Source organism: Burkholderia sp. 9779_493, from assembly GCF_015712215.1.
GTDB lineage: Bacteria > Pseudomonadota > Gammaproteobacteria > Burkholderiales > Burkholderiaceae > Burkholderia > Burkholderia cenocepacia.
The window spans coordinates 121,569-142,118 of record NZ_JACCQA010000013.1; the positions used below are offsets into that span (position 1 = coordinate 121,569).

At 66.5% G+C, this 20,550-nt stretch carries 14 protein-coding genes; 9 read left to right on the forward strand and 5 right to left on the reverse strand.

All coding sequences use genetic code 11. The features are described from left to right. Positions 1-189: 189 nt before the first annotated feature. On the forward strand, positions 190-1,080 hold the full coding sequence (locus H0X95_RS15735) for a LysR substrate-binding domain-containing protein (protein ID WP_006484720.1): 891 nt from the start codon (positions 190-192) through the stop codon (positions 1,078-1,080). A gap of 10 nt (positions 1,081-1,090) precedes the next feature. Here the strand turns inward: H0X95_RS15735 and H0X95_RS15740 are convergent, their stop codons facing one another. Then, the gene (locus H0X95_RS15740) at positions 1,091-1,984 is read right to left on the reverse strand and encodes a LysR substrate-binding domain-containing protein (protein ID WP_034202001.1); all 894 of its coding nucleotides are present in this window, start codon (positions 1,982-1,984) and stop codon (positions 1,091-1,093) included. 117 nt (positions 1,985-2,101) lie between these two features. Here H0X95_RS15740 and H0X95_RS15745 point away from each other — a divergent pair, with 117 nt between their 5' ends. Together H0X95_RS15745 and H0X95_RS15750 are read left to right on the forward strand one after the other, a co-directional pair. Beyond that, complete coding sequence (locus tag H0X95_RS15745; RefSeq protein ID WP_006484745.1) at positions 2,102-2,596, forward strand: (2Fe-2S)-binding protein; 495 nt, start codon at positions 2,102-2,104, stop codon at positions 2,594-2,596. Position 2,597: 1 nt separating this feature from the next. After that, entirely contained in the window at positions 2,598-4,844 is a 2,247-nt protein-coding gene (locus H0X95_RS15750; protein WP_196446107.1) for a xanthine dehydrogenase family protein molybdopterin-binding subunit, read from the forward strand. Between the two features lie 97 nt (positions 4,845-4,941). On the opposite strand, the gene H0X95_RS15755 is transcribed toward H0X95_RS15750, so the two are convergent. The 4 genes from H0X95_RS15755 to H0X95_RS15770 form a co-directional block, all read right to left on the reverse strand. Then, the gene (locus H0X95_RS15755; protein ID WP_196446113.1) at positions 4,942-6,282 is read right to left on the reverse strand and encodes an amidase family protein; all 1,341 of its coding nucleotides are present in this window, start codon (positions 6,280-6,282) and stop codon (positions 4,942-4,944) included. A gap of 14 nt (positions 6,283-6,296) precedes the next feature. Next, entirely contained in the window at positions 6,297-7,637 is a 1,341-nt protein-coding gene (locus H0X95_RS15760; RefSeq protein ID WP_196446108.1) for an MFS transporter, read from the reverse strand. Next, positions 7,634-9,145 carry an N-acyl-D-amino-acid deacylase family protein gene (locus H0X95_RS15765; RefSeq protein WP_125331615.1) on the reverse strand — a complete coding sequence of 504 codons (1,512 nt, stop codon included), beginning with the start codon at positions 9,143-9,145 and terminating at the stop codon, positions 7,634-7,636. Before H0X95_RS15765 ends, H0X95_RS15760 begins: the two co-directional genes overlap by 4 nt. A 169-nt stretch (positions 9,146-9,314) precedes the next feature. Then, positions 9,315-10,202, reverse strand: coding sequence for a LysR family transcriptional regulator (locus H0X95_RS15770; RefSeq protein ID WP_012493516.1), 888 nt, complete (start codon positions 10,200-10,202; stop codon positions 9,315-9,317). A gap of 439 nt (positions 10,203-10,641) precedes the next feature. On the opposite strand from H0X95_RS15770, the gene H0X95_RS15775 reads away from it, so the two are divergent. From H0X95_RS15775 to H0X95_RS15800, 6 genes are all read left to right on the forward strand, one after another. Continuing rightward, positions 10,642-11,337, forward strand: coding sequence for a YfiR family protein (locus tag H0X95_RS15775; RefSeq protein WP_058903426.1), 696 nt, complete (start codon positions 10,642-10,644; stop codon positions 11,335-11,337). Further along, positions 11,334-12,602: a diguanylate cyclase domain-containing protein gene (locus H0X95_RS15780; RefSeq protein ID WP_034202007.1), complete on the forward strand. Its 1,269-nt coding sequence runs from the start codon at positions 11,334-11,336 to the stop codon at positions 12,600-12,602. The genes H0X95_RS15775 and H0X95_RS15780 overlap by 4 nt, the downstream gene beginning before the upstream one ends. An 86-nt stretch (positions 12,603-12,688) precedes the next feature. Beyond that, positions 12,689-13,198 (forward strand): OmpA family protein, encoded by a 510-nt coding sequence (locus H0X95_RS15785; RefSeq protein WP_012493515.1) that lies wholly within the window; start codon positions 12,689-12,691, stop codon positions 13,196-13,198. Positions 13,199-13,599: 401 nt separating this feature from the next. Then, positions 13,600-15,738, forward strand: coding sequence for a type VI secretion system Vgr family protein (locus tag H0X95_RS15790; protein ID WP_059721877.1), 2,139 nt, complete (start codon positions 13,600-13,602; stop codon positions 15,736-15,738). A 17-nt stretch (positions 15,739-15,755) separates the two neighbouring features. Beyond that, the gene (locus H0X95_RS15795) at positions 15,756-16,220 is read left to right on the forward strand and encodes a DcrB-related protein (RefSeq protein ID WP_059721880.1); all 465 of its coding nucleotides are present in this window, start codon (positions 15,756-15,758) and stop codon (positions 16,218-16,220) included. Then, positions 16,217-20,539 (forward strand): RHS repeat-associated core domain-containing protein, encoded by a 4,323-nt coding sequence (locus H0X95_RS15800; protein ID WP_227746297.1) that lies wholly within the window; start codon positions 16,217-16,219, stop codon positions 20,537-20,539. Before H0X95_RS15795 ends, H0X95_RS15800 begins: the two co-directional genes overlap by 4 nt. Positions 20,540-20,550: the final 11 nt, after the last annotated feature.

Sequence of the window (20,550 nt, forward strand, 5' to 3'; positions counted from 1 at the left end):
AGGCACGTCGATGAAGCGACCTGTCGGTCGGATTCATGCGGCCCTTTGCAAGGCGCTTTTTTTTCGCGCCTTCCCCTCGCCGGCATCGAGTGACACACTGCGGCGTGCACTGCTGCTTGAGACCGAGTGTCACAAGCCGAATGTGCTCTGTACAATATTTTTTACTGACGCTCTTGATACGTTTGCGATATGGACATGCGTGTGTTGCGTTACTTCGCGGTGCTGGCCGACGAACTGCATTTCGGGCGCGCCGCCGCGCGGCTCCATATCTCCCAGCCGCCGCTGAGCCAGCAGATCCGGCTGCTGGAAGAGCAGCTCGGCACCGCGCTGTTCGTGCGCTCGCAGCATCGCGTCGCACTCACGGAGGCAGGGAAAACACTGAAGGAACAGGTGCCGCTGATCGTCGCGCAGTTCGATCGCGCGATCGATCTGACGCGGTGCGCGGGGCGTGGCGAAGTCGGGCGCCTCGCGGTCGGCATCATCAGCTCGGCGATGGTCGCGCCGATCCCGCACGCGTTGCGCGTGTTCGCCGAACGCCATCCGCACGTGCACTGGTCGCTGCACGAGATGACGCCGGCCGCGCAGATCGATGCGCTGAAGGAGAAGCGGCTCGACGTGTGCTTCTTCCGGCTGTTCCAGGACGATCCGTCGATCCGCAGCGAGATCGTCGTGCGCGAGACGGCCGTGGCCGTGCTGCCGCCCGGCCATCCGCTCGCATCACGCGCGGCGATCGCGCTCGGCGAGCTGGCCGGCGAGCAGTTCGTGTCGTTCGGCCTGCGGCATTCGCAACTGGCGCGCTTCCTGCAGCAGAGTTGCGTCGATGCGCGCTTCACGCCGCGGATCGCGCACGAGGTCGTCGAGGTGCACACGCTGTTGTCGCTGGTGCGCGAAGGGCTGGGCGTCGCGCTGCTGCCGGCGTCGTCGCGGCAGATCTCGACGGGCGGCGTCGCGTTCGTGCCGCTGTTGCCGCCGGCGCTCGAGGTATCGCTGCAGGCGCGTTACCGCGCGGACGATACGTCGGCGGTGCTCGGCGCATTTCTCGATACCGTGCGCGAGGTCGCGGCGGAATTCACCGCCTGAAGCGCGCGGGTCAGCGCGCGAGCGATTGCGTGACCAGCGCGCCGATCGCGTCGATCAGCGGTTTCACGCGTGCGTGCCGCTCGCGCGGCCAGATCGCATGGAGGTTGTAGTGGGTCGGAATCGCGATCGTGCAGAGCTCGACGAGCCGGCCGTCGCGCAATGCATCGGCGGCGAGCAGCCCGCGCACCAGTCCCGCGCCGCACCCTGACGCCAGGGTCGCGACGAGCCCGGCCGCGTTGTCGAACACGGCGATCGTCTCCGGTTCGACGGGCGCCAGCCCGGCCGCTTCGAGCCACGGAATCCACGAACGCTTCGTATAGCCGAGCAGCGGCAGCTCCAGCACCTGCTCGGGCGCGAGCGGCGCGGCGAGCCCGTAGCGGGCGAGCAGTGCCGGTGCGGCCATCGCGGTCAGCCGGTCGGGGCAGACCAGTGCGCTGTCCACGCCTTCCCATTCCCCGTAGCCATAGCGCAGCGCAATATCGACACGATCGAACGCATCGCGGTCGTGGCGCGGCGCGGACAGCACCGTCAGCGTCGTGCCGTCGAGCGTGCGCATCAGTTCCGGCAGCCGTGCGGGCAGCCAACCCTGCATCAGTTCGGGATCGACGTCGAGCCGGAGCGACGGCGCGGTCGTGCGCCCCTTGACCGACGACAGCGCGCGATCGATCTGTTCGAGCCCGTCCGACAACTGGTTCGCGAACAGCGTCCCCGCGTCGGTCAGGATCACGCGGCCGCCGGCCCGCGCGAACAGCGGCTGGCCGATGAATTCCTCGAGCGAGCGGATCTGCTGGCTGATCGCGCTGTGCGTGAGCGCCAGCTGGCGCGCCGCGCTCGAAAAACTGCCGACCCGCGCGGCCTGCAGGAACGCCTGCATCGACTGGATCGAAGGGTATCGCTTGAGCATCTGTTAGTCCGACTGACAGGGATTCGACGAAATGATCGCTGGCGTGGCCGCCCATCGCGTTTCGATAATGCTCCGAAACCGCGCACCGCCCCATGAATGCGAATCAGGAGACTGCACATGATCGACATCGTCGTGAACGATACACGCCATTCGCTCGAGAATGTACCGGACGACATGCCGTTGCTGTGGGTGCTGCGCGACCGGCTCAGGCTCACCGGCACGAAGTTCGGCTGCGGCAAGGGCCTGTGCGGCGCGTGCACCGTGCATCTCGAAGGGCAGGCCGTGCGGTCGTGCCTGATCCCCGCTGTCGCCGCGAACGGGCGGCACGTGACGACGATCGAAGGGCTGTCGCCGGACGGGCGCCATCCGCTGCAGCTTGCATGGGTGGCGGAGGACGTGCCGCAATGCGGCTATTGCCAGCCAGGGCAGCTGATGCAGGCCGCCGCGCTGCTGAACGGCGGGCAGCCGGTGGATGACGCGGCGATCGTGTCGGCGATGTCGGGCAACATCTGCCGCTGCGGCACCTATGCACGGATTCACCGTGCGATCAGGCGTGCGGCCGCCGGCGATCCGGCGTTGAAGGCTGCCGCCGAACCCGTGAAGGAGGCGTGACATGCGCGACGATCACGCAACGGATGCACCGAGCACCGACGACACGCCGCGTCGTCGCTTTCTCAAACAGACTTCCGCGCTGCTCGCCGCCGGCATCGCGATCGGTTTCCGGATGCCTGATGCGGCCGCCGCGGGCAAGCGTGCGAGCGGCGATCCGTATCCGTCCGCGGGCGAATTCGAACCGAACGCATGGGTGCGCGTGCTGCCCGACGACACGATCAAGCTGGTCGTGCACAAGCACGATTCGGGCACCGGCACGCGTACCGCGCTCGCGGCGGTGGTGGCGGAGGAGCTCGACGTCGATCCGTTTCGCGTCGACGTGATCACGCCGGAAGATCCGTTCTTCGCCGACTACATCCATCCGCTGTGGAAGGTGTTCTCGACCGGCGGCAGCACGAGCGTCGCGATGGAATACGAGCGGTTGCGTCGCGCGGGTGCGACTGCGCGGGCGATGCTGGTGGCCGCGGCGGCGCGGCAATGGAGCGTGCCCGCCTCGGCGTGCACGACGGCCGATGGCGCCGTGCTGCATGCGGCGAGCGGGCGCCGTGCGACATACGGGTCGCTCGCGCAGGCCGCCGCGCAACTGCCCGCACCGACGCAGGTCGCGCTGAAGGACCCCGCGCAGTTCCGCTACATCGGCAAGCTGCGCAGCAAGCGCGGCGCCGCGCAGAAGGCCGATGGTTCGTTTCCGTACAGCATCGACGTGTCGCTGCCCGGGATGCGGGTGGCGGTCGTCACGCGCGCGCCGGTGATCGACGGCCGCGTGCGCCGCGTCGACGCGAAGGCCGCGCTGGCGATTCCCGGCGTGCGCGAGGTATTGCAGATTCCGCCGCGCCCCGACGTGCTCGGCGGCAACCAGGCCGGCGTCGCGGTGCTCGCGGACGATTACTGGTCGGCCCACAAGGGACAGGCTGCGTTGACGATCGAATGGGAGGACAGCCTGTTCGAGACGTTCGACAGCGGCACGCTCGCCGCGCGCCAGGCGGCGTGGATCGACGATCCGACCGCGCGCGTCGTACCGACGATCGCCGACGGCGATCCCGCGCATGCGAAAGCGCCCGGCGCACGCACGATCGAAGCGTCGTATTCGATGCCGCACAAGGCCGCGAATCCGCTGGAACCGATCAACCTCACCGTGTGGGCGCACGACGGCGGCATCGAATACTGGGGCGGGCTGCAGGTGCCGTCCACCGCGATGGAAGCGGCCGACGTGATCGGCGGCATTCCCGCACATCGCGTGACGTTGCACGAGCTCGTGTCGGGCGGCAGTTTCGGCGCGCGCGAAGCGAAGTACTGGCTGTTCGAGGCGACGTGGCTCGCGGTGAAGACGGGCAAGCCCGTGAAGCTGATGAACAGCCGCGAGGACGAGATGCGCGCGTTGTTCTATCACGCGGCGAGCCACCACCGTGCGCGTGCGGTGCTCGATGCGCAGGGCAATCTCGCGTCGCTGTGGCTGCGTGGCGTGATGCCCGCGTCGCCGCAGCAGTGGGAGCCCGGTTATCTCGAGCGCACCGACCGGATGGACTTCAGCACGACCGAAGCGCTCACCAAATGGGAGTTCGCGTACCGTGCGCCGCATCGCGATATCGGCTGGATCCGCATGGAGACGGGCGTGCCGACCGGCTGGTTTCGTGCGGTGAGCTACATCCCGAACGTATTCGCCGTCGAATCGGTGATGGACGAAGCCGCGCATGCGGCGAAGCGCGACCCGGTCGAATTCCGGCTCGCGCACATGCGTGACCGGCCACGTCATGCGGCCGTGCTGCGGGAGGCCGCGCGGCGTGCCGGCTGGGGGCAGCCGCTGCCGGACGGCGTCGCGCTCGGCGTGGCGACGAACCAGGCGTACGACAGCTATGTCGCGGTGGTCGCGCGGGTCGTGCGCCAGGACGGCGCGGTGAAGGTGGAGAAGCTCACGTGCGTGGCCGATTGCGGGATCGCGGTGTCGCCGTCGGGCGTCGACGAGCAACTGTACGGCGGGCTGATGTGGGGGCTCGGCCATGCAACCGCCGATCGCATCGATTTCAAGCACGGCCGCGTGCAGCAGTCGAATTTCGATACGTATCGCGTGATGCGGATGCGCGACATGCCCGACACCGACATCCATGTCGTGCAGGGCGATCCGGCGAAGCCGGGCGGGGTGGGGGAACTGTCGAGCCCCGCGGTGACGCCTGCGATCGCGAATGCGGTGTTCAGGCTGACGGGCAAGCGGTTGCGGGAGACGCCGTTCGATCTGTCGGCGTTGACATAGCACGCGAAAGACAGTCGCGGCGACGCGCGGCATGCGCGGCGGGGATCGCTTCGCACGAGCAGGCGCTTCGCACGGGGCATGCCGTACCGCGGCACGGCTAACGAATCATCGCGCGCCATTCGGCCGAGAATTGCCGCGCGGCGACGAAGCACGCGGCGTCGTCGCTGGGCGCGCCGATCAACTGCACGCCGACCGGCAGTTCACCCGACGCGAAGCACGGTGCGCTGACGACCGGCAGCCCCGCGAATGAAATCGGTTGCGTGAGCAGGCCGAGCGCCTTCGCGGGGGCGAGCGCGACGCCGTTGATATCGACGGTTGCGTCGGCGAAGTGCGGCGCCGCGCACGGCGTCGCAGCGGCCAGCAGGACGTCGTAGCACGCGAACAGCGCTTCGAGGCGCGTGCGCCACGCGGCACGGCCGGCGAGCGCCTCGCGATACACGGCGCCGGGGACGGCGAGGCCGATTCCGATGCGCGAGCGCAGGTGTTCGGATACGAGTGCCGCCGGCGCGTCGAGCAACCCGCTATGGGCGCGTGCCAGCTCCACGTTCGAGATCACGAGCGCCGCTTCGCGCACGTTCGCGATTTCGTCGCTGCCGACAGACACCGATTCGCGCGCCCGCAGGCAGGCGGCCACGCGCCGGACGGCGCGTTGCGCATCCGCATCGGCATGTGTTTCGAAATCGCCGGTCAGTACGGCGACGCGTAGCGGCACGCCCGGATCGCGCACCGGCTTCGAGCGCGGCGCATGGGCTTCGCACAGCGTGTCGTACAGCACCGCGAGATCGTCGATATCGTTCGCGAACCCGCCGACGGTATCGAGCGATGCGGCATACGGCAGGCAGCCGGTCCGCGACAGCCGCCCGTCGCCGGGGCGGAATCCCCATACGCCGCACAGCGCTGCCGGCGCGCGAATCGATCCGTTCGTATCGCTGCCTAGCGCGAGCGGCACGTATCCGGCGGCAACCGCGGCGGCGGAGCCGCTCGACGAGCCGCCCGTCATGCGCGTCGGGTCGGCCGGCAGGTGCACCGCGCCATAGTGCGGATTCACGCCGGTGGCGCCGCATGCGAGTTCGTCCATGTGGGTTGCGCCGATCGGAACCGCGCCGGCCGCACGCAATCGTGCGACCGTTGCCGCGTCGGCGCTGGCGGGTGGCAACGCGGCGCGCGCGGGCGATCCCGCGACCGTCGGGTAGCCCGCCACGTCGACATTCCACTTCACGAGGAACGGCACGCCTGCCAAGGGGCCCGGGTCGTCACCGTCCCGCACGAGGCGGTCGACGCGCAGCGCGTCGCGCCGTGCCCGTTCGTCGAAAGTGCGTGCGCAGGCATTGATCGCGTCATCGCGCGCGGCGATGTCGGCGAGCACGGTTTGCACGAGCGACTCCGCGCTCACCCGCCCGCTGCGTACGCCCGCCGCCAATGCCAGCGCACTGCGCATCGAAGGCGCCGCGCTCATGAGCGCACCATGAGCCGACGCGGAATCGCCAGGATCAGCGCGGCGGCGGCGAACAGCGTGAAGGCGAGCAGCGCGACACCGAGTTCGGTGCTGCCGGTCAATCCCGTTGCATAGCCCATCAGCGTCGGCCCGACGAATCCCGCGACGGCCGCGCCGATATTGACGAGCCCGGCGCCGCCCGCGGCCGCTTCGCCCGCGAGAATCCGCGACGGCAGACTCCAGAACATCGCGAGCGTGCTCATGATGCCGGCCACACCCGCGGTCAGGCACGCGACCGCAAGAACGGGATGCGCGCGCATTCCGAGGCTCGCGAGCAACGCAACGCCGCCGAGCGCGACCGGCAGCGCCGTATGCCAGCGGCGCTCGCCGGTTCGCACCGAATGCTGCGCGTTCGCGACCATGGCGACCGACGCGACCAGATACGGGAAGGCGCTGACCAGCCCGATTTCGAGGTTGCTCGGCGATCCGAGCGCCTTGACCATCGTCGGCATCCAGAACACGAGCCCGTAGTTGCCGACGTTGTAGAGGAACGACGTCGCGAACAGCAGCCACAGGGTCGGCTCGCGCAGCGCAGCGCCGAGCCGGGTACGCTTGCCGGCCGCTTCCTGAGCCATTTCCGCGTGGATCATCCGTTTTTCCGTATCGGTCAGCCAGGCTGCATCGTCGATCCGTTCCGTCACGCGGGCGAGCAGATAGCCGCCAAGCACGATGGCGGGCAGGCCTTCGATCAGGAACATCCACTGCCAGCCGCGCAACCCGAAGCCGCCGTGCGTGGCGTCCATGATCCAGCCGGACAGCGGGCCGCCGACGATCACGCCGAGCGGCATCGCGAGAAACAGGAACGCCATGACCTTCGCGAGCCGGTGCGACGGAAACCACACGCTGAAGTACGCGATCACGGCCGGAAAGAAGCTTGCTTCGGTCACGCCGAGCAGGAAGCGCAACGCATAGAAGCTCGCGGTGTCGCGGGTCGCGAGCGTGGCGACCGACACGACGCCCCACGTCAGCATCGATCCGGCGAGACAGCGCTTCACGCCGATCCGCCGCACGAGCCAGCCGGCCGGCACCTGCAGCAGCAGGTAGCCGACGAAGAACAGGCCCGCGCCGACGCCGTAGGCGGCGTCGGTGAGATGCAGGTCGGTCACCATCTGCAGCTTCGCGAAGCCGACGTTGACACGGTCGAGATAGCCGAAGAAATAGCAGACCAGGATCAGCGGAATGATGCGTCGGCTCAGGTGCGCATAAAGTGCGTCGAGCCCGGGCGTGGCGGATTCGGCGTGCGGCCTCGAGCCGCGGTGCAAGCCGCGCGGCGTGGCGGCGCCGTTGGGATTCGTCATGGTGACTCCGTGCAGGTTGACTCGGGGCCGGTTGTCGCGATCGCGCGAGCGCGCGTCGCCGCCAGGCGATCCTGGACGTCGCGGCGCAGCGCCCGGCCGGGACGCGCGCCGGTGTGACGGCCATGTTCGAGCACGGCCCGTCCGTTGACGAAGACGTGTTCGATGCCTTCGGGGCGTAGCGTCGGGCTCGCGAACGTCGCGCGATCGATCACGCGTGCCGGATCGAACACGACGAGGTCGGCGTAGTGACCGACCGCGAGCCGTCCGCGCCGTGCGATGCCGAACTGCTCGGCTGTGAGGCCCGTCATCTTGCGCACGGCGGTTTCCAGCGGGAACAGGCCGCGCTCGCGGGAGAATTCGCCGAGCACTCGCGGGAACGTGCCCCACAACCGCGGATGGGGGCGCTTGTCGTTGGGCAGTCCATCCGAGCCGACCATCGTCAGCTCGTGCCGAATGATGCGCTCGACATCCGCCTCGTCCATGACGAAGTAAATCGCGCCGGCGGGGCGTAGCGCGTCGATTGTGGCGTCCACCGAATTGCCGAACAGCGGCAGCAGTTCGTGGAAATCGCGGCCCGCGAGTTCGGGATGCGGCTTCGACCAGCCGAGAATCACGCGGGACGACTGACGGACGCGATCCGCGCGCAGCATCGTCGACGTGGCCGGATACGGATGACAGTCGAGACACAGCGGTTGCAGCTTGCGCCGCGCGTCGATATGCGCGAGCGTTTCGACCGAGCGGCCGTGGTTGGCCTTGCCGGCCACCTTGTGATGCGACAGCACGACGCGCACGTCGAGCGCGCGGCCGATCGAGAACGCTTCGTCGAGCGATGCGATGATCGCATCGGTTTCGTCGCGCAGGTGCGTCGCGAATACGCCGCCCGTCTCGCGCAGCGGCGCGCACACGTCGATCAGTTCTTCCGTCGGCGCGGCTGCCGCGGGCGGATAGAAGGTGCCCGACGAGACGCCGAACGCACCGGCCGCCATCGCTTCGCGTACGTCGGCTGCCATCGCCGCGATTTCGGTTGCGCTGGCCGCGCGGTCGAGATCGGCCATGTGCCGCACGCGCAGCGTCGAGTGGCCGATCAGGGCCGCTGTATTGACGGCGGCGGGCGTCGCGTCGAGCGCGTCGAGATAGGCGCGAAAGGACGGGAAGCGGAACGCCTGCCACGCGCCCAGCAGGTCGAGCGGCTGCGGCACCTCGCGGTTGGCGAGCAGCGGGGCGAGACTGATTCCGCAATTGCCGGCGATCACCGTGGTGACACCCTGCGCAACCTTCGGCTCGACGTCGGGATCGGTCAGCACGAATGCGTCATCGTGCGTGTGACTGTCGATGAAACCCGGCGCGACGACGAGGCCGCCCGCATCGAGCGTGTGCGAGGCCGTCGCGCCGCCCAGATCGCCGATCGCGGCGATGCGCTCGCCCGTTACGCCGAGATCGGCCTCGAAGCGTGCGGCCCCGGTGCCGTCGATCAGCTCGCCGCGACGCAGGATCACGTCGAAATGCATGGTGGTTCCTCCAGAATCCGCGCGGAGCCGGGCCGCGCCCGTTTCCGTCGTTCATGTTCGCCACCATCGTCTCCAGCCATTTTTCGCGAGTCCAATGCCGTTCGGCTCGCGATTCATGCGAAACCGGCATCAATGCGGGCGCTGTCGCGCCGCCGTGTGGCCCGCGGCGTTATGCGAACGACGCCTGCACCAGCGCAAGGAGGTCGCTCGCGAAGCTGGACATCGAGATGGCGCGATGCCGCACGATGCCGACCCGGCGCTCGATCGTCGGGCTCGCGATCGGCACCGTGCGTACCGCGGGCGAACCGTAAGCACGCAGCGCACTCTCCGGCAGGATCGCGCAACCGACCCCGGCCGCTACCAGTGCGGCAACGCACGAGATGTGCTCGACCTCATAGAACCAGCGGGTTCGTACCGCTTCCTGGCCCATCAGCATTTCGAGCAGCAGGCGATTGCCGCTGTCGCGACCGCCGATGATCAGCTTGGCGTGCCGCAGTTCACCGAGCGTGACGGCGTCGGCGTGCGCCAGCGGATCGGCGTCGTGGGCCGCGAGCACGTAGCGGTCGGTGAAGAGCGGCTCGAACACGAGATCGTCGTCGTCGCCGGGATGCAGGCTCACGCCGAATTCGGCGATGCCCGCGCGCACTTGCGACAGCACGAAGTCGTGATTGCCGTCGAGGATCTGCACGGCGACGTGCGGATACTTGGCGGCGTAGCGACGCAGCACGTCGGGCAACGCCTGAGCGACGACCGTCGGGATCGACGCGAGCCGTACCTTGCCGTATCGCTTTTGCGCGATGTCCTGGATCGACGACAGCATCATCCCGAGCTGCGCGATCTGCTCGCGCGCCATCGGCAGGAACTGGCGGCCGACACCCGTCAGCGTCACGCTGCGGGTGGTGCGCTGGAACAACTCGACACCGAGCGTCTGTTCGAGTTTCTGGATGCGGCGCGACAGTCCCGGCTGGGTCAGGTTCAGCTTTTCCGCCGCGCGATGGAACGTGCCGAGTTCCGCAACGGCGACGAAGGCTTCGAGTTCCGAGTTTTCGACTTTCATGGCGTTCCAGTAGTTGACCGACTCCGGCATGCCGACGTATCGCGGCAGGCCTCGCGGATATTCTCGCCGGTCTCGCTTGATGATCGTCGCAAGCGTACATGCATTGCCGGCCGGGTCGGCGACGAGTGGCCCGCGTACTGACGCACGAGCCCGTCGCAGCGTTGACGAACGTCTGACGTTTGCCGCGCACCGGCATCCAATCCGCTGATCAATCCGTCGACGTCGATGATGAATCGACGTCGGCCCGCGCGTTCGGCCGCCTCCCCGGGCGGTGGCATCGAATCCGCATACTTTCCGACGTTTTCTCGGGTGTTTCCCACTGCTTGGTCATCCGAATTTTTACCTAAGATGAAGAAATCGTGCGCGTCATTCGGTGCTTGCATGCGCATGGAGGGAGGCAGGAGGCAGCGCCGGAGCGATGCCAGCGGATGTTGCCATCATGGAAGCGAAAGTGTGCGCGGCGGCTGCCTGTCTTGCGACGGCGGCGACGCCAACGGGCGCGGCGGAGATCGCCGCACGGACCACGAGCCGGCCCGGCCGGATCACTTCGCTGCGCCACGCGTTGCTCGCAATCGTTTGCGTTCTGGGGGCCGCGCCGGCCGTACTCGCCGGGGCACCGACCGATGCCGACGGCCCGCCCGACAACGCGCACATCGTCCCCGCCGCGAACCCCGTCGATTCGGGCATGTCGTCACACGACACGGCCGTGCGTCAGGTCGTGCTCGGCATCATCAGCTTCACGCGCTGGCCGACGACGCCCGTTCGTCTGCATCTGTGCGTCACCGGGCGGCCCGACTACGCGCGTGGCCTGACCGACACGCTGCAGGCCGGCTCGACGTTGCTCGACGTGCAACGCGTCCGCTTCGACGATCCGTCGCTCGGCATCGCGTGCGACGTCGTCTATCTCGGTACGTTGAGCAACGACGAGCGCGCGCGGGTGAGAGCCGCATTGGCCGGCCATCCGGTGCTGACGATCGCGGAACACGATCCGTCGTGCACCGCGGGCGGCATGTTCTGTCTCAACGTCGACGGCGACCGCGTGTCGTTCGACATCAATCTCGATGCCGTCGCGCGCAGCGGCGTGCGCGTGCATCCGAATGTTCTTAATCTCGCACGACGGCCGGTGACGCCATGACACGCTCCGCGCTCCCCGTTCCCGCTTCGCGCCTGCCGCGCCCGACGCTGCAAAGCGTGTTGCGTCGTGCGCACCTGCGCCTCGCGTTCGTCGCCGTGACGATGGCCGCCGTGTCGTTGATCGTCGTCGCCGTGATCGCGCTGCGCGCGTATGCCGGCAACAACCTGAACCTGCTGGCGCGCTCGCTCGGTTACACGGTCGAGGCGGCCCTCGTGTTCGGCGACCGCGTCGCGGCGAACGAGGCGATCGGCATGATCGCCGGCGACGAGGACGTCGCGCAGGTGGTCGTCACCGACAGCAACGGGCAACTGTTCGCCACGTGGCAGTTACCGGCCCGAAACGGGGTCGCGCGGCTCGAGCGCGCCGTCGCCGATGTGGCGCTGCCGGGGCCGGTGACCGTCCCGGTGATGCATGACGGCATCATCGTCGGCCACGTCGTCGTGCGCGGCCGCGGGCATCAGTTCTTCGGATTCCTGCTCGGGGGCGTCGGCGGCATTCTCGGCTGCCTGGCCGTCAGCGTATTCGGTGCGTATGTCAGCTCGAAGCGCCTGCTGCGCAACATCGTGTCGCCGCTGCGCGCGCTGGCGGGCGTCGCGCATGCGGTGCGACGCGAGCGTGCGTTCGCGCGGCGTGTCGAGCCGGCGGCGATCGCCGAACTGAACCAGCTCGGCGACGACTTCAACGCGCTGCTCGACGAATTCGAAGACTGGCAGAACACGCTGCGCGACGAGAACGCATCGCTCGAACACAAGGCCACGCATGATGCGCTCACCGGGTTGCCCAACCGCGTGCAGTTCGAATCGCGCCTCGCGCTTGCGCTTTGCGACGCCACGTTGACCGGGCAGCGGGTCGCCGTGCTGTATCTCGACTGCGACCGCTTCAAGGAGATCAACGATTGTCTCGGCCACGACGCCGGGGATGCGGTGCTGATCGGCATCGCGTCGCGGTTGCGCACGCGGGTGCGCGAGACCGATCTCGTCGCGCGCCTGGGCGGCGACGAATTTGCGGTGATGCTGGCGGCGGTGCCTGAAGCGGGCAGCGTGTGCCGGATCGCCGACGAGATTTTGTCCGGCATGGCGCCGTCGATCGAGTTGTCCGACGGCCGCGTGGTGGCCACCATGATGAGTGCCGGCGTTGCGCTGTATCCCGATCACGCGTCGGACGCGAGCGGCTTGCTGCGCGCGGCGGATATCGCGATGTACCGCGCCAAGCGCGCGCGGCCGGGATCGTGGCAACTGGCGGAGAGCGTTGCAGGGCCGGTGTGAGGTCGATCGACTCGCGCTGCGGGCGAGGCCGCGGCGGCGGTTAAAAGAAGCGCTTGCCGGGCGGGCGCAACGGAAGGGGATGCGAAATGAACCACTCGTTTCCTGTGAGCATGGGGCGGATGTGCGTCGGGAGCGCACTGCTGCTGTGCATGCTGCTGGGGGGCTGCAAGACGCCGCCGCTTCATCGCGGGCTGACGCAGACGCAGGTCACGGCGCTGAAGTCGGCCGGATTCCAGGAGACCGGACAGGGATTCGAGTTCGGATCGACCGGGCCGATTCTGTTCGATTTCGACCGGTACAACCTCAAGCCGGACGTGCGGCGGATCGTCGAAAGGATCGGGCGGACGTTGCGGTCGGCGGGGATCAACGGGGTGCGGGTGTATGGGTACTCGGATGACGAGGGGACGGCGGCTTACGATCTCGAGTTGTCGAGGCGGCGGGCTGAAGTCGTTGCCGTCGAACTGGCCGACGTCGGGCTGGATGCGAAGCGGATCGCGGTCGTGGGGCGAGGGAAGAGCGATCCGGTGGGGGACAACAAGACGCCGGTGGGGAGGGCGCAGAATCGGCGGGCCGCGATCGTGGTTTCGCCGCGGTGAGGGAAGTGCGCCGTGATGGCGATTGCACGCCTGCCGACCAGCAGGTTGCCTAGTATGTTTGTTCAAACACCGACCCGGGAATGCCTTGGTGCGGTCGGTCTGGACGGTTTCTTACCATTGTCACGCAGACACCCGAGCATCCGTTGATCGTCACGGTGTTCCGGGCGGTCCAGGTTATCGACACGCGCGCTGACACGGTTTTCATTGCAGACCGTCGTACTGCGCAGCCGTGGGCGATAGCCTTCAGTCAGCTTCACTGCTGGCTCAGTTCTTTCGGTTTTAGGGTCGGAAAGCAAACGTTTGCGCGAGACTTTCGCGCAGTCGGGTTTTACCCTACATTATCGGGGCTTCGGGCCGGCGAGCCGGCTCATGGAACCTGAGATCACACGCAAGGAACAAGAATGAGTTTCGCTCCGAACGGGGGTATTCCCAGTGGATTGGGCGGTGGTGCGCTCGGCTCGTTGAGCGCACTCGGGGGCCTCGCCGGCCCGGTGGCGTCGAGCGTGGCCGGCAGCCTCGGGCCGCTCGCCGGGCTGGCCGGGCACGTCGACACCGTCCAGCGCGCGATGCAGCTCGCGCAGACCGGTTTTTCGCTGATGCAGAAGACGCCCGGCGCGATCGCCGAAGCGATCAACGGCGCCGCCAACCCGGCACGCCTGACCCAGCTCAACCGTTACGTGACGCTCGATACGCCGCTCGGCCCGGATGTGCTGCTGGTCAGCGCGGCCGTCGTCGACGAGCACGTGAACCGGTTGCCGGAAATCCACCTCGACCTGCTGTCGCATCGCCACGACCTGCGCCCGGAGGACCTGATCGGCCAGCAGGTCAAGATCCGCTTCGATCAGCAGGCGCGCCTGTCGACGCTCGAACGCGTCGTCGCGTCGGGGGCAGTCGAGGGCGACCGCTACTTCGACGGCTACGTCGCGTCGTTCGACCGGGCCGGCAATCCCGGGAACGTCACGCAATACCACCTGACGGCCGTGCCGTGGTTCTGGTTCCTCACGCGCTCGACCGACTGCCGGATCTTCCAGAACAAGACCGCGCAGGACATCCTCACCGAGATCTTCCAGGAACACGGTTTTTCCGATTTCACGTTCGACATCCGGACCAGCCAGAAGCCGCTCGAGTACGTCGTGATGTACCAGGAGAGCTACTACAACTTCAGCGCGCGGCTGATGGAGCAGGAAGGGCTCGTGTGGACGCACCGCTACGAGAAGGACAAGCACTTTCTCGTGATCGGCGACACGAACCTGCTGTTCCGCCCGATCGACGGGCTCGCCACCGTGCCGTTCGCTGCGACCGAGGCCAGCGAGGACAGCGGCATCGACCAGTTGCACGAAGGTCGGCGCTTCGGCGTCGGCAAGGTCACGTTCCGCGACTTCAATCACCAGAATCCGTCGTCGCCGCTGATGCTGGTCGAGGCCGGGCCGCAAAACCTCAAGCATGCGCGGCTCGATGCGACCGAGCGCTTCGAGCACCAGTCGCTGTACGACCACGGCGACGACGGCCACCGCTACGCCCGCTTCGCGATGGAGGCCGAGGAGGCGCAAGCCCATCGCTATACCGGCGGCGGCTACGCGTGGCGCATGACCACGGCCGGCGCCGTGACCGTCGCGAATCACCCCGTCCTCGAGAACAACCAGGAGTACGTGATCCTGCACGTGCGTCACGAGGCCGTGAACGACTATACGCAGCACAGCGCGAAGCTGCCGTACCGCAACAGCTTCGCGCTGCTGCCGAAGAAGATTCCGTACCGTGCGCCGCGCGCGACGCCGAAGCCGGTGATTCACGGCACGCAATCGGCGATCGTCGTCGGGCCGAAGGGCGAGGAAATCTATACGAACGGCAGTGCGGTGAAGGTGCATTTCCCGTGGGACCGGCGCGGCAAGAAGGACGGCTCCGATTCGATGTGGGTGCGCGTGTCGCAGCCATGGGCGGGCGACGGCTGGGGCGCGGCCGCGATTCCGCGGATCAAGCAGGAAGTGCTGGTGGCGTTCAATCAGGGCGATCCGGATAACCCCGTGATCGTCGGCCGCGTGTTCAACGGCGAGCAGGGCAACCCGTATCACGGCGCGGCCGGCCAGACGATGGGGATCAAGAGCCAGACGCACAAGGGGCAGGGGTCGAACGAGATCCGCATGACCGACACGAACGGCATGCAGGAATTCTTCATGCACGCGCAGAAGGACATGAACACCGTCGTCGAGAACAACGAGACGCACAAGGTGCTGGGGCCGCTGCGGACCGTGCTGGTGGCGACGGGCAGCGAAGAAAAGCAGATTCCGCAGGGCAACCTGACCGAGACGATCGCCGAGAAGCGCAGCACCACGGCGACTACCGTCGAGGTCACGACGCCGGCCAAGGATGGTGGCGGCGGTACGCAGGTCTACGTGGCCGAGCGCGGCATCCTGCTCAAGGTGCAGAACAGCTCGATTTCGCTCGCGCCGGAAGGTATTCGGTTGGAGCACAACGGCTCCGTGATCCTGATGACCGACGACGGCGTGATGGTCAACGGCAAGCGCATCGATCTCAACAAATAACTCGACGAACACCAGTCATGCACTACGCAATCCATGAAGGCACATTCGAATTGCCGGACGCGGCGCTTGATCGCACCGTCAACATGCTGATTCTTCCCGTCGGCCCGGGCGGGCTGAGTCTCGTCGTGTCCCGCGGCCGGCTGCGCGAGCAGGAGTCGATCGACGCATTCGTCGAGCGCGAATGGGCGCAGGCGTCGCGCACCGCGCAGAACCTGAACGTGCAGTCGCGACGCTCGGTGACGGTCGGGCGAGCGGAATGCCCCGGCGTGCAGACGGAATCGACGCATGAACAGGACGGCCGCACCTTTCATCAGATGCAGACGGCGTTTCGGCTCGATGCCGGCGGGCAGGTCATCGTGATGACGTTGACCAATGCGGCGCCGCTCAACGACGAACAACGTGCGCTTGCAGCGCGCATGCTGGAGAGCTTCCAGCCGCGCCCGGTTGCGCCCGCGCTGGTTTCGGATGCCGGCCGCCCATGAGTCAGCCGGCCGCTCGTAAGGATGATCCCTTTACCCACACGACGCTCGCGGGCGACCTGCTCGGCATGGGCGGGTCGCTGCTGGGCGGCTTGGGGATCGGATGGGCGCTGACCACGCTAGCGGAAGGTCTCGTGTTCGGTGCATTGGGTGCGCTCGAAATCGGCACCGGCGGGCTGGCGACGCCCATCGTGCTGGCGATCGGTGTCGGCGTGGCTGCATACATGCAGGGTTCTGGCCTCAACGACAAGATCGACGAGGCCGCGAAGGGGCTCGGCAACGCCATTTCTCCGCCCGAGGAGAAAGGCACGATCCAGAACGGCTCGCCCGATGTGTTCGTCAACGGGAAGCCGGCCGCACGCGCGGCCGACGGCGCGGACATGGATCCGGTTCTGTGCAGCGATCATCCCGGTCCGCAATTCGTCGCGCAAGGGTCCGACGTGGTGTTCATCAACGATCTGCCCGCGGCGCGGGTCGACGACAAGACCACCTGTGACGGCACGATCTCGAAGGGCTCGCCGGATGTTTTCTTCGGTGGCGGCACGAAGACCGTGCGCGACATCAGTGCGGCACGGCCGTGGGTCGCCGGACTCGGCGCGGCGATCGGTATCGCGCTTGCGCTATGTGGTCGAGGCAAGGGGAACTGGAGCGATTTCGTCAAGGGCAAGCTGCCGTGTCTCGCGATGAACTTCGCGGCCGGCATATTCGGCACATGGCTCGGCAGCAAGATGCAGCCGTCGGCCGGCCATCCCGTCAACGTGATTACCGGCGGCAAGATTCTCGACGGCAGCGACGACACGGATTTCGTGTTGCCGGGCCCGCTGCCCATTGTCTGGCGGCGTTTTTACAGCAGCCATGACGATCGCGCCGATGGCCTGTTCGGCGCCGGCTGGAGCGTGCCGATCAGTGTCGAGTTGAAGGTCGCGCGAGAGAACGGCGTCGTCGCGTCGATCACGTACTGGGACGAACAGGGGCGTGATATCGAGTTTCCGCCGGTGGCGCCGGGTGAGAGTCATTTCAGCGTGCCGGAAGGCATTTACCTAATTTGTACCGCTGGCGGGCACTATGTCGTCGAAACGGTCGATGGTTTGTATCGCGATTTCGGTCCGGCCCGGGCACCGGCGTCGGATGCTGAAACACTGAACCTTCGGCGGCTTGAGGACCGAAACGGCAATTGGATCGAGGTCGAGCGTGCGGCCGCCGGCGAACGGGAGCGGCCGGTTCGGCTTCACGATAGTGCCGGCCGTGTGCTGACGGTGCACTACGATCCGGAGCATCCGCGACGCGTCGCCTCGATCGAACTGGTACGCGGCGTCGATGGTGAGTTGCCCGAGATCCTGGTTCGTTACGGCTATACGAGCGCAGGCGAACTCGCAACGGTCACCGACCGCAGCGGCCATACCGGGCGGCATTTCGATTACGAACACGGCCGGATGACACGGCATACGCTGCCCGGCGGGCTACAGTGCTTTTACGCGTGGAACGGCGTCGGCCGCGACGCGCGTGTCGTGCGCCACTGGACTGACGACGGCGAAGCGTACACGTTCGACGCAGACCTTGCGCAGCGTTCGGTGACGATCACCGATCAGATCGGGCGCGTGACGCAATGGACATGGAACGAGGATCGGCAGCCGACGAGCCATACGGATGCAGAAGGTCACGTCTGGCAGTTCGAATGGAATGCGATGCGGCAACTGGTCAGCACGACCGATCCGGCCGGCCATGTCACGCGCTTCGAATATGACGAGCGCGGGCGGCAGACGCAGCGCATCGACGCGCTCGGCGAGGTCGAGCGGACCGAATGGAACGGGCACTACGATCTGCCTGTTGCGGAAATCGATCCGACCAATGCGCGGTGGATCTATCGCTACGACACGCGCGGCAACCTGACGATGACGCGCGATCCGGCGGGTTCCGCGACCGAGTATTACCGGGACGAGCGCGGGCTCGTGCATACGATTCGCGATGCGCGTGGCGGGTACAAGTTCCTCGAATGGAATGGTCGGGCGCAGTTGACCTCGTATACCGATTGCTCCGGCAAGGTCACGCGGTTTGCGTATGACGCACGCGGTGCGCTCGCGCGGGTGACGGATGCGGCCGGGCAGGCCACCGTGTACGAAACGGATACGATGGGGCGAGTCACGGGAATCCGGACGGCCGATGGTGCGCATCAGACGTTTCGGTACGACGCAGCGGGGCGTCTCGTTGAGGTCATCGATCCGAATCAGCGCAGCACGCGTTACGAGCTCAATCCGCGGGGATTGTTGCTGGCACGCACGGATGCGGCTGATCGTGTCGTGCGGTTCGGCTATGACGATGCGTTCCGGTTGGCGAGCTTGACCAACGAGAACCGTGAGACGTATCGCTTTCAGTATGATCGTCGCGATCTGGTTTCCGCACAGATCGGTCTCGATGGCCACAAGCGTACGTACGAGTACGACGTGTGCGGTCAAGGAACGATCGTACGCGACGGCCAGCTCGAGACGCGATACGAGCGCGATGCGGTCGGTCGGTTGACGGCGAAGCAAGCTGCGCACGAGCGTTGCGAATACCTGTATGACGAGGCAGGCCGGATTACATCGGCCGAGTTGTACGCGTTCGCCGCGCGTGGGCCATCGTTGAAGAATCGGGTCAGCCTGAAGTACGACAAGCGTGGAGAAGTCGTCGAGGAATACACGCCGACCGGCTGGCTCGCACATACCTACGACGAGCTTGGCAATCGTGTCAGCACGACGATTTCCGGCGAGCGCACGATCGATTGGCTGCATTACGGTTCTGGGCATGTGCACCAGATTCGTTTCGATGGTGCCGCGGTTGCGGACATCGAACGGGATGACCTGCATCGCGAGGTGCTGCGGACGCAGGGCAAGCTGACGAGTCACTTCGGGTATGACGCGGTGGGGCGCCGTGCGCGGCAAACCGCGCAGCGAGGTACGGCGGGCGGCGAGTTGCTTGCGAAGCAGTGGCAATACGATGCGGCAGGCGACGTGATCCAGAAGCGCGATCAGCGTTATGGCACGACGAGCTATCGGTATGACCCGACGGGGCGCATCGAGCACGCGGCAGGGCCGGGGTTGCCGTCGGAAGTGTTTCGCTGGGATGCGGCGGCGAACCTGGTGTCGAGCGATCACCCGGGCGGCTACGTCGAGCACAACCGGCTCAAGGTGTTCGAGGACAAACGGTTCGAGTACGACACGCATGGGAGGCTCGTTCGCAAGCTGAGTGGGCATGGGCCGGCTAAGGAGCTCACGCTTGAATACGACGATTGGAACCAGCTCAAGACTGTCGTGACGAAGGATCGGCTCGGAATTGCGACGACGCATTTCGAGTACGACGCGTTTGGCAGGCGGATCCGGAAGCTCAACGGCAGTTATGCGAGTACGGATTTCCTGTGGGACGGCATGCGGTTGGTGCAGGAGACGTATCACGATCGCCAGGGCGAGGAAGCGCTGACGTACTTGTACGAGTCCAATAGTTATGTGCCGCTTGCTCGGATCGATCAGGGGAAGGCAGCGGCTAATGATGCGGATGTACGGGATGCGGTTTATTACTTCCACAACGATGTTTCTGGGCTGCCGGAGGAACTGACTGACGCTGGGGGCGAGCTGGTTTGGCAGGCGCGCTATAAGGTGTGGGGCAATGCGGTGCAGGAGGAGTGGGTTGCGCGGGCGCCGCGGCGCCCCACACCGGCGTGGGGCGAAGTACAGGCCGTAGCACCGGGGCAGTCCCGCGCGCCTCGACCGCAGAACTTGCGCTTCCAGGGGCAGTATCTGGACCGCGAGACTGGCCTGCACTACAACACGTTCAGGTTCTATGATCCGGACATCGGACGCTTCATCAATCCGGATCCGATAGGGTTGGCAGGCGGGTTGAATCAGTATCGATATGGGCCGAATCCGCTGGCGTGGATTGACCCGTGGGGCCTGACTTGCCTGAGTCAATGGAGTGGAAAGCGCGGTCGCGAAAAATCGATGTACGACTTGGAGCGAAACGGCTTCAACGTCGTTGCTGAAGAGGTGACAATGAAGGTGAACGGCAAGCGTATTCGGGCCGACTTCGTTGCAACGGACAACCACGGCAACTATCACGTCTTCGAGGCGAAGCATGGGACAGGGCGTCTGACCAAAAATCAAAGTGCTTCCGGTGTATTTGATATGGCGAGTCCATCGAATACCGTTGACGGTATTGGTGGTGGGGTAATTACGCCGTCAGCGGGAAAAACGGGACAGTTCGAGATCGCAACTGGCAATAGAGATATAGGGGAAGTGCTTGGTGAGCGTGGTACTTCGTATGATGCAACATTTCACGTGCTGAAATATTGAGGTGTGTTGAT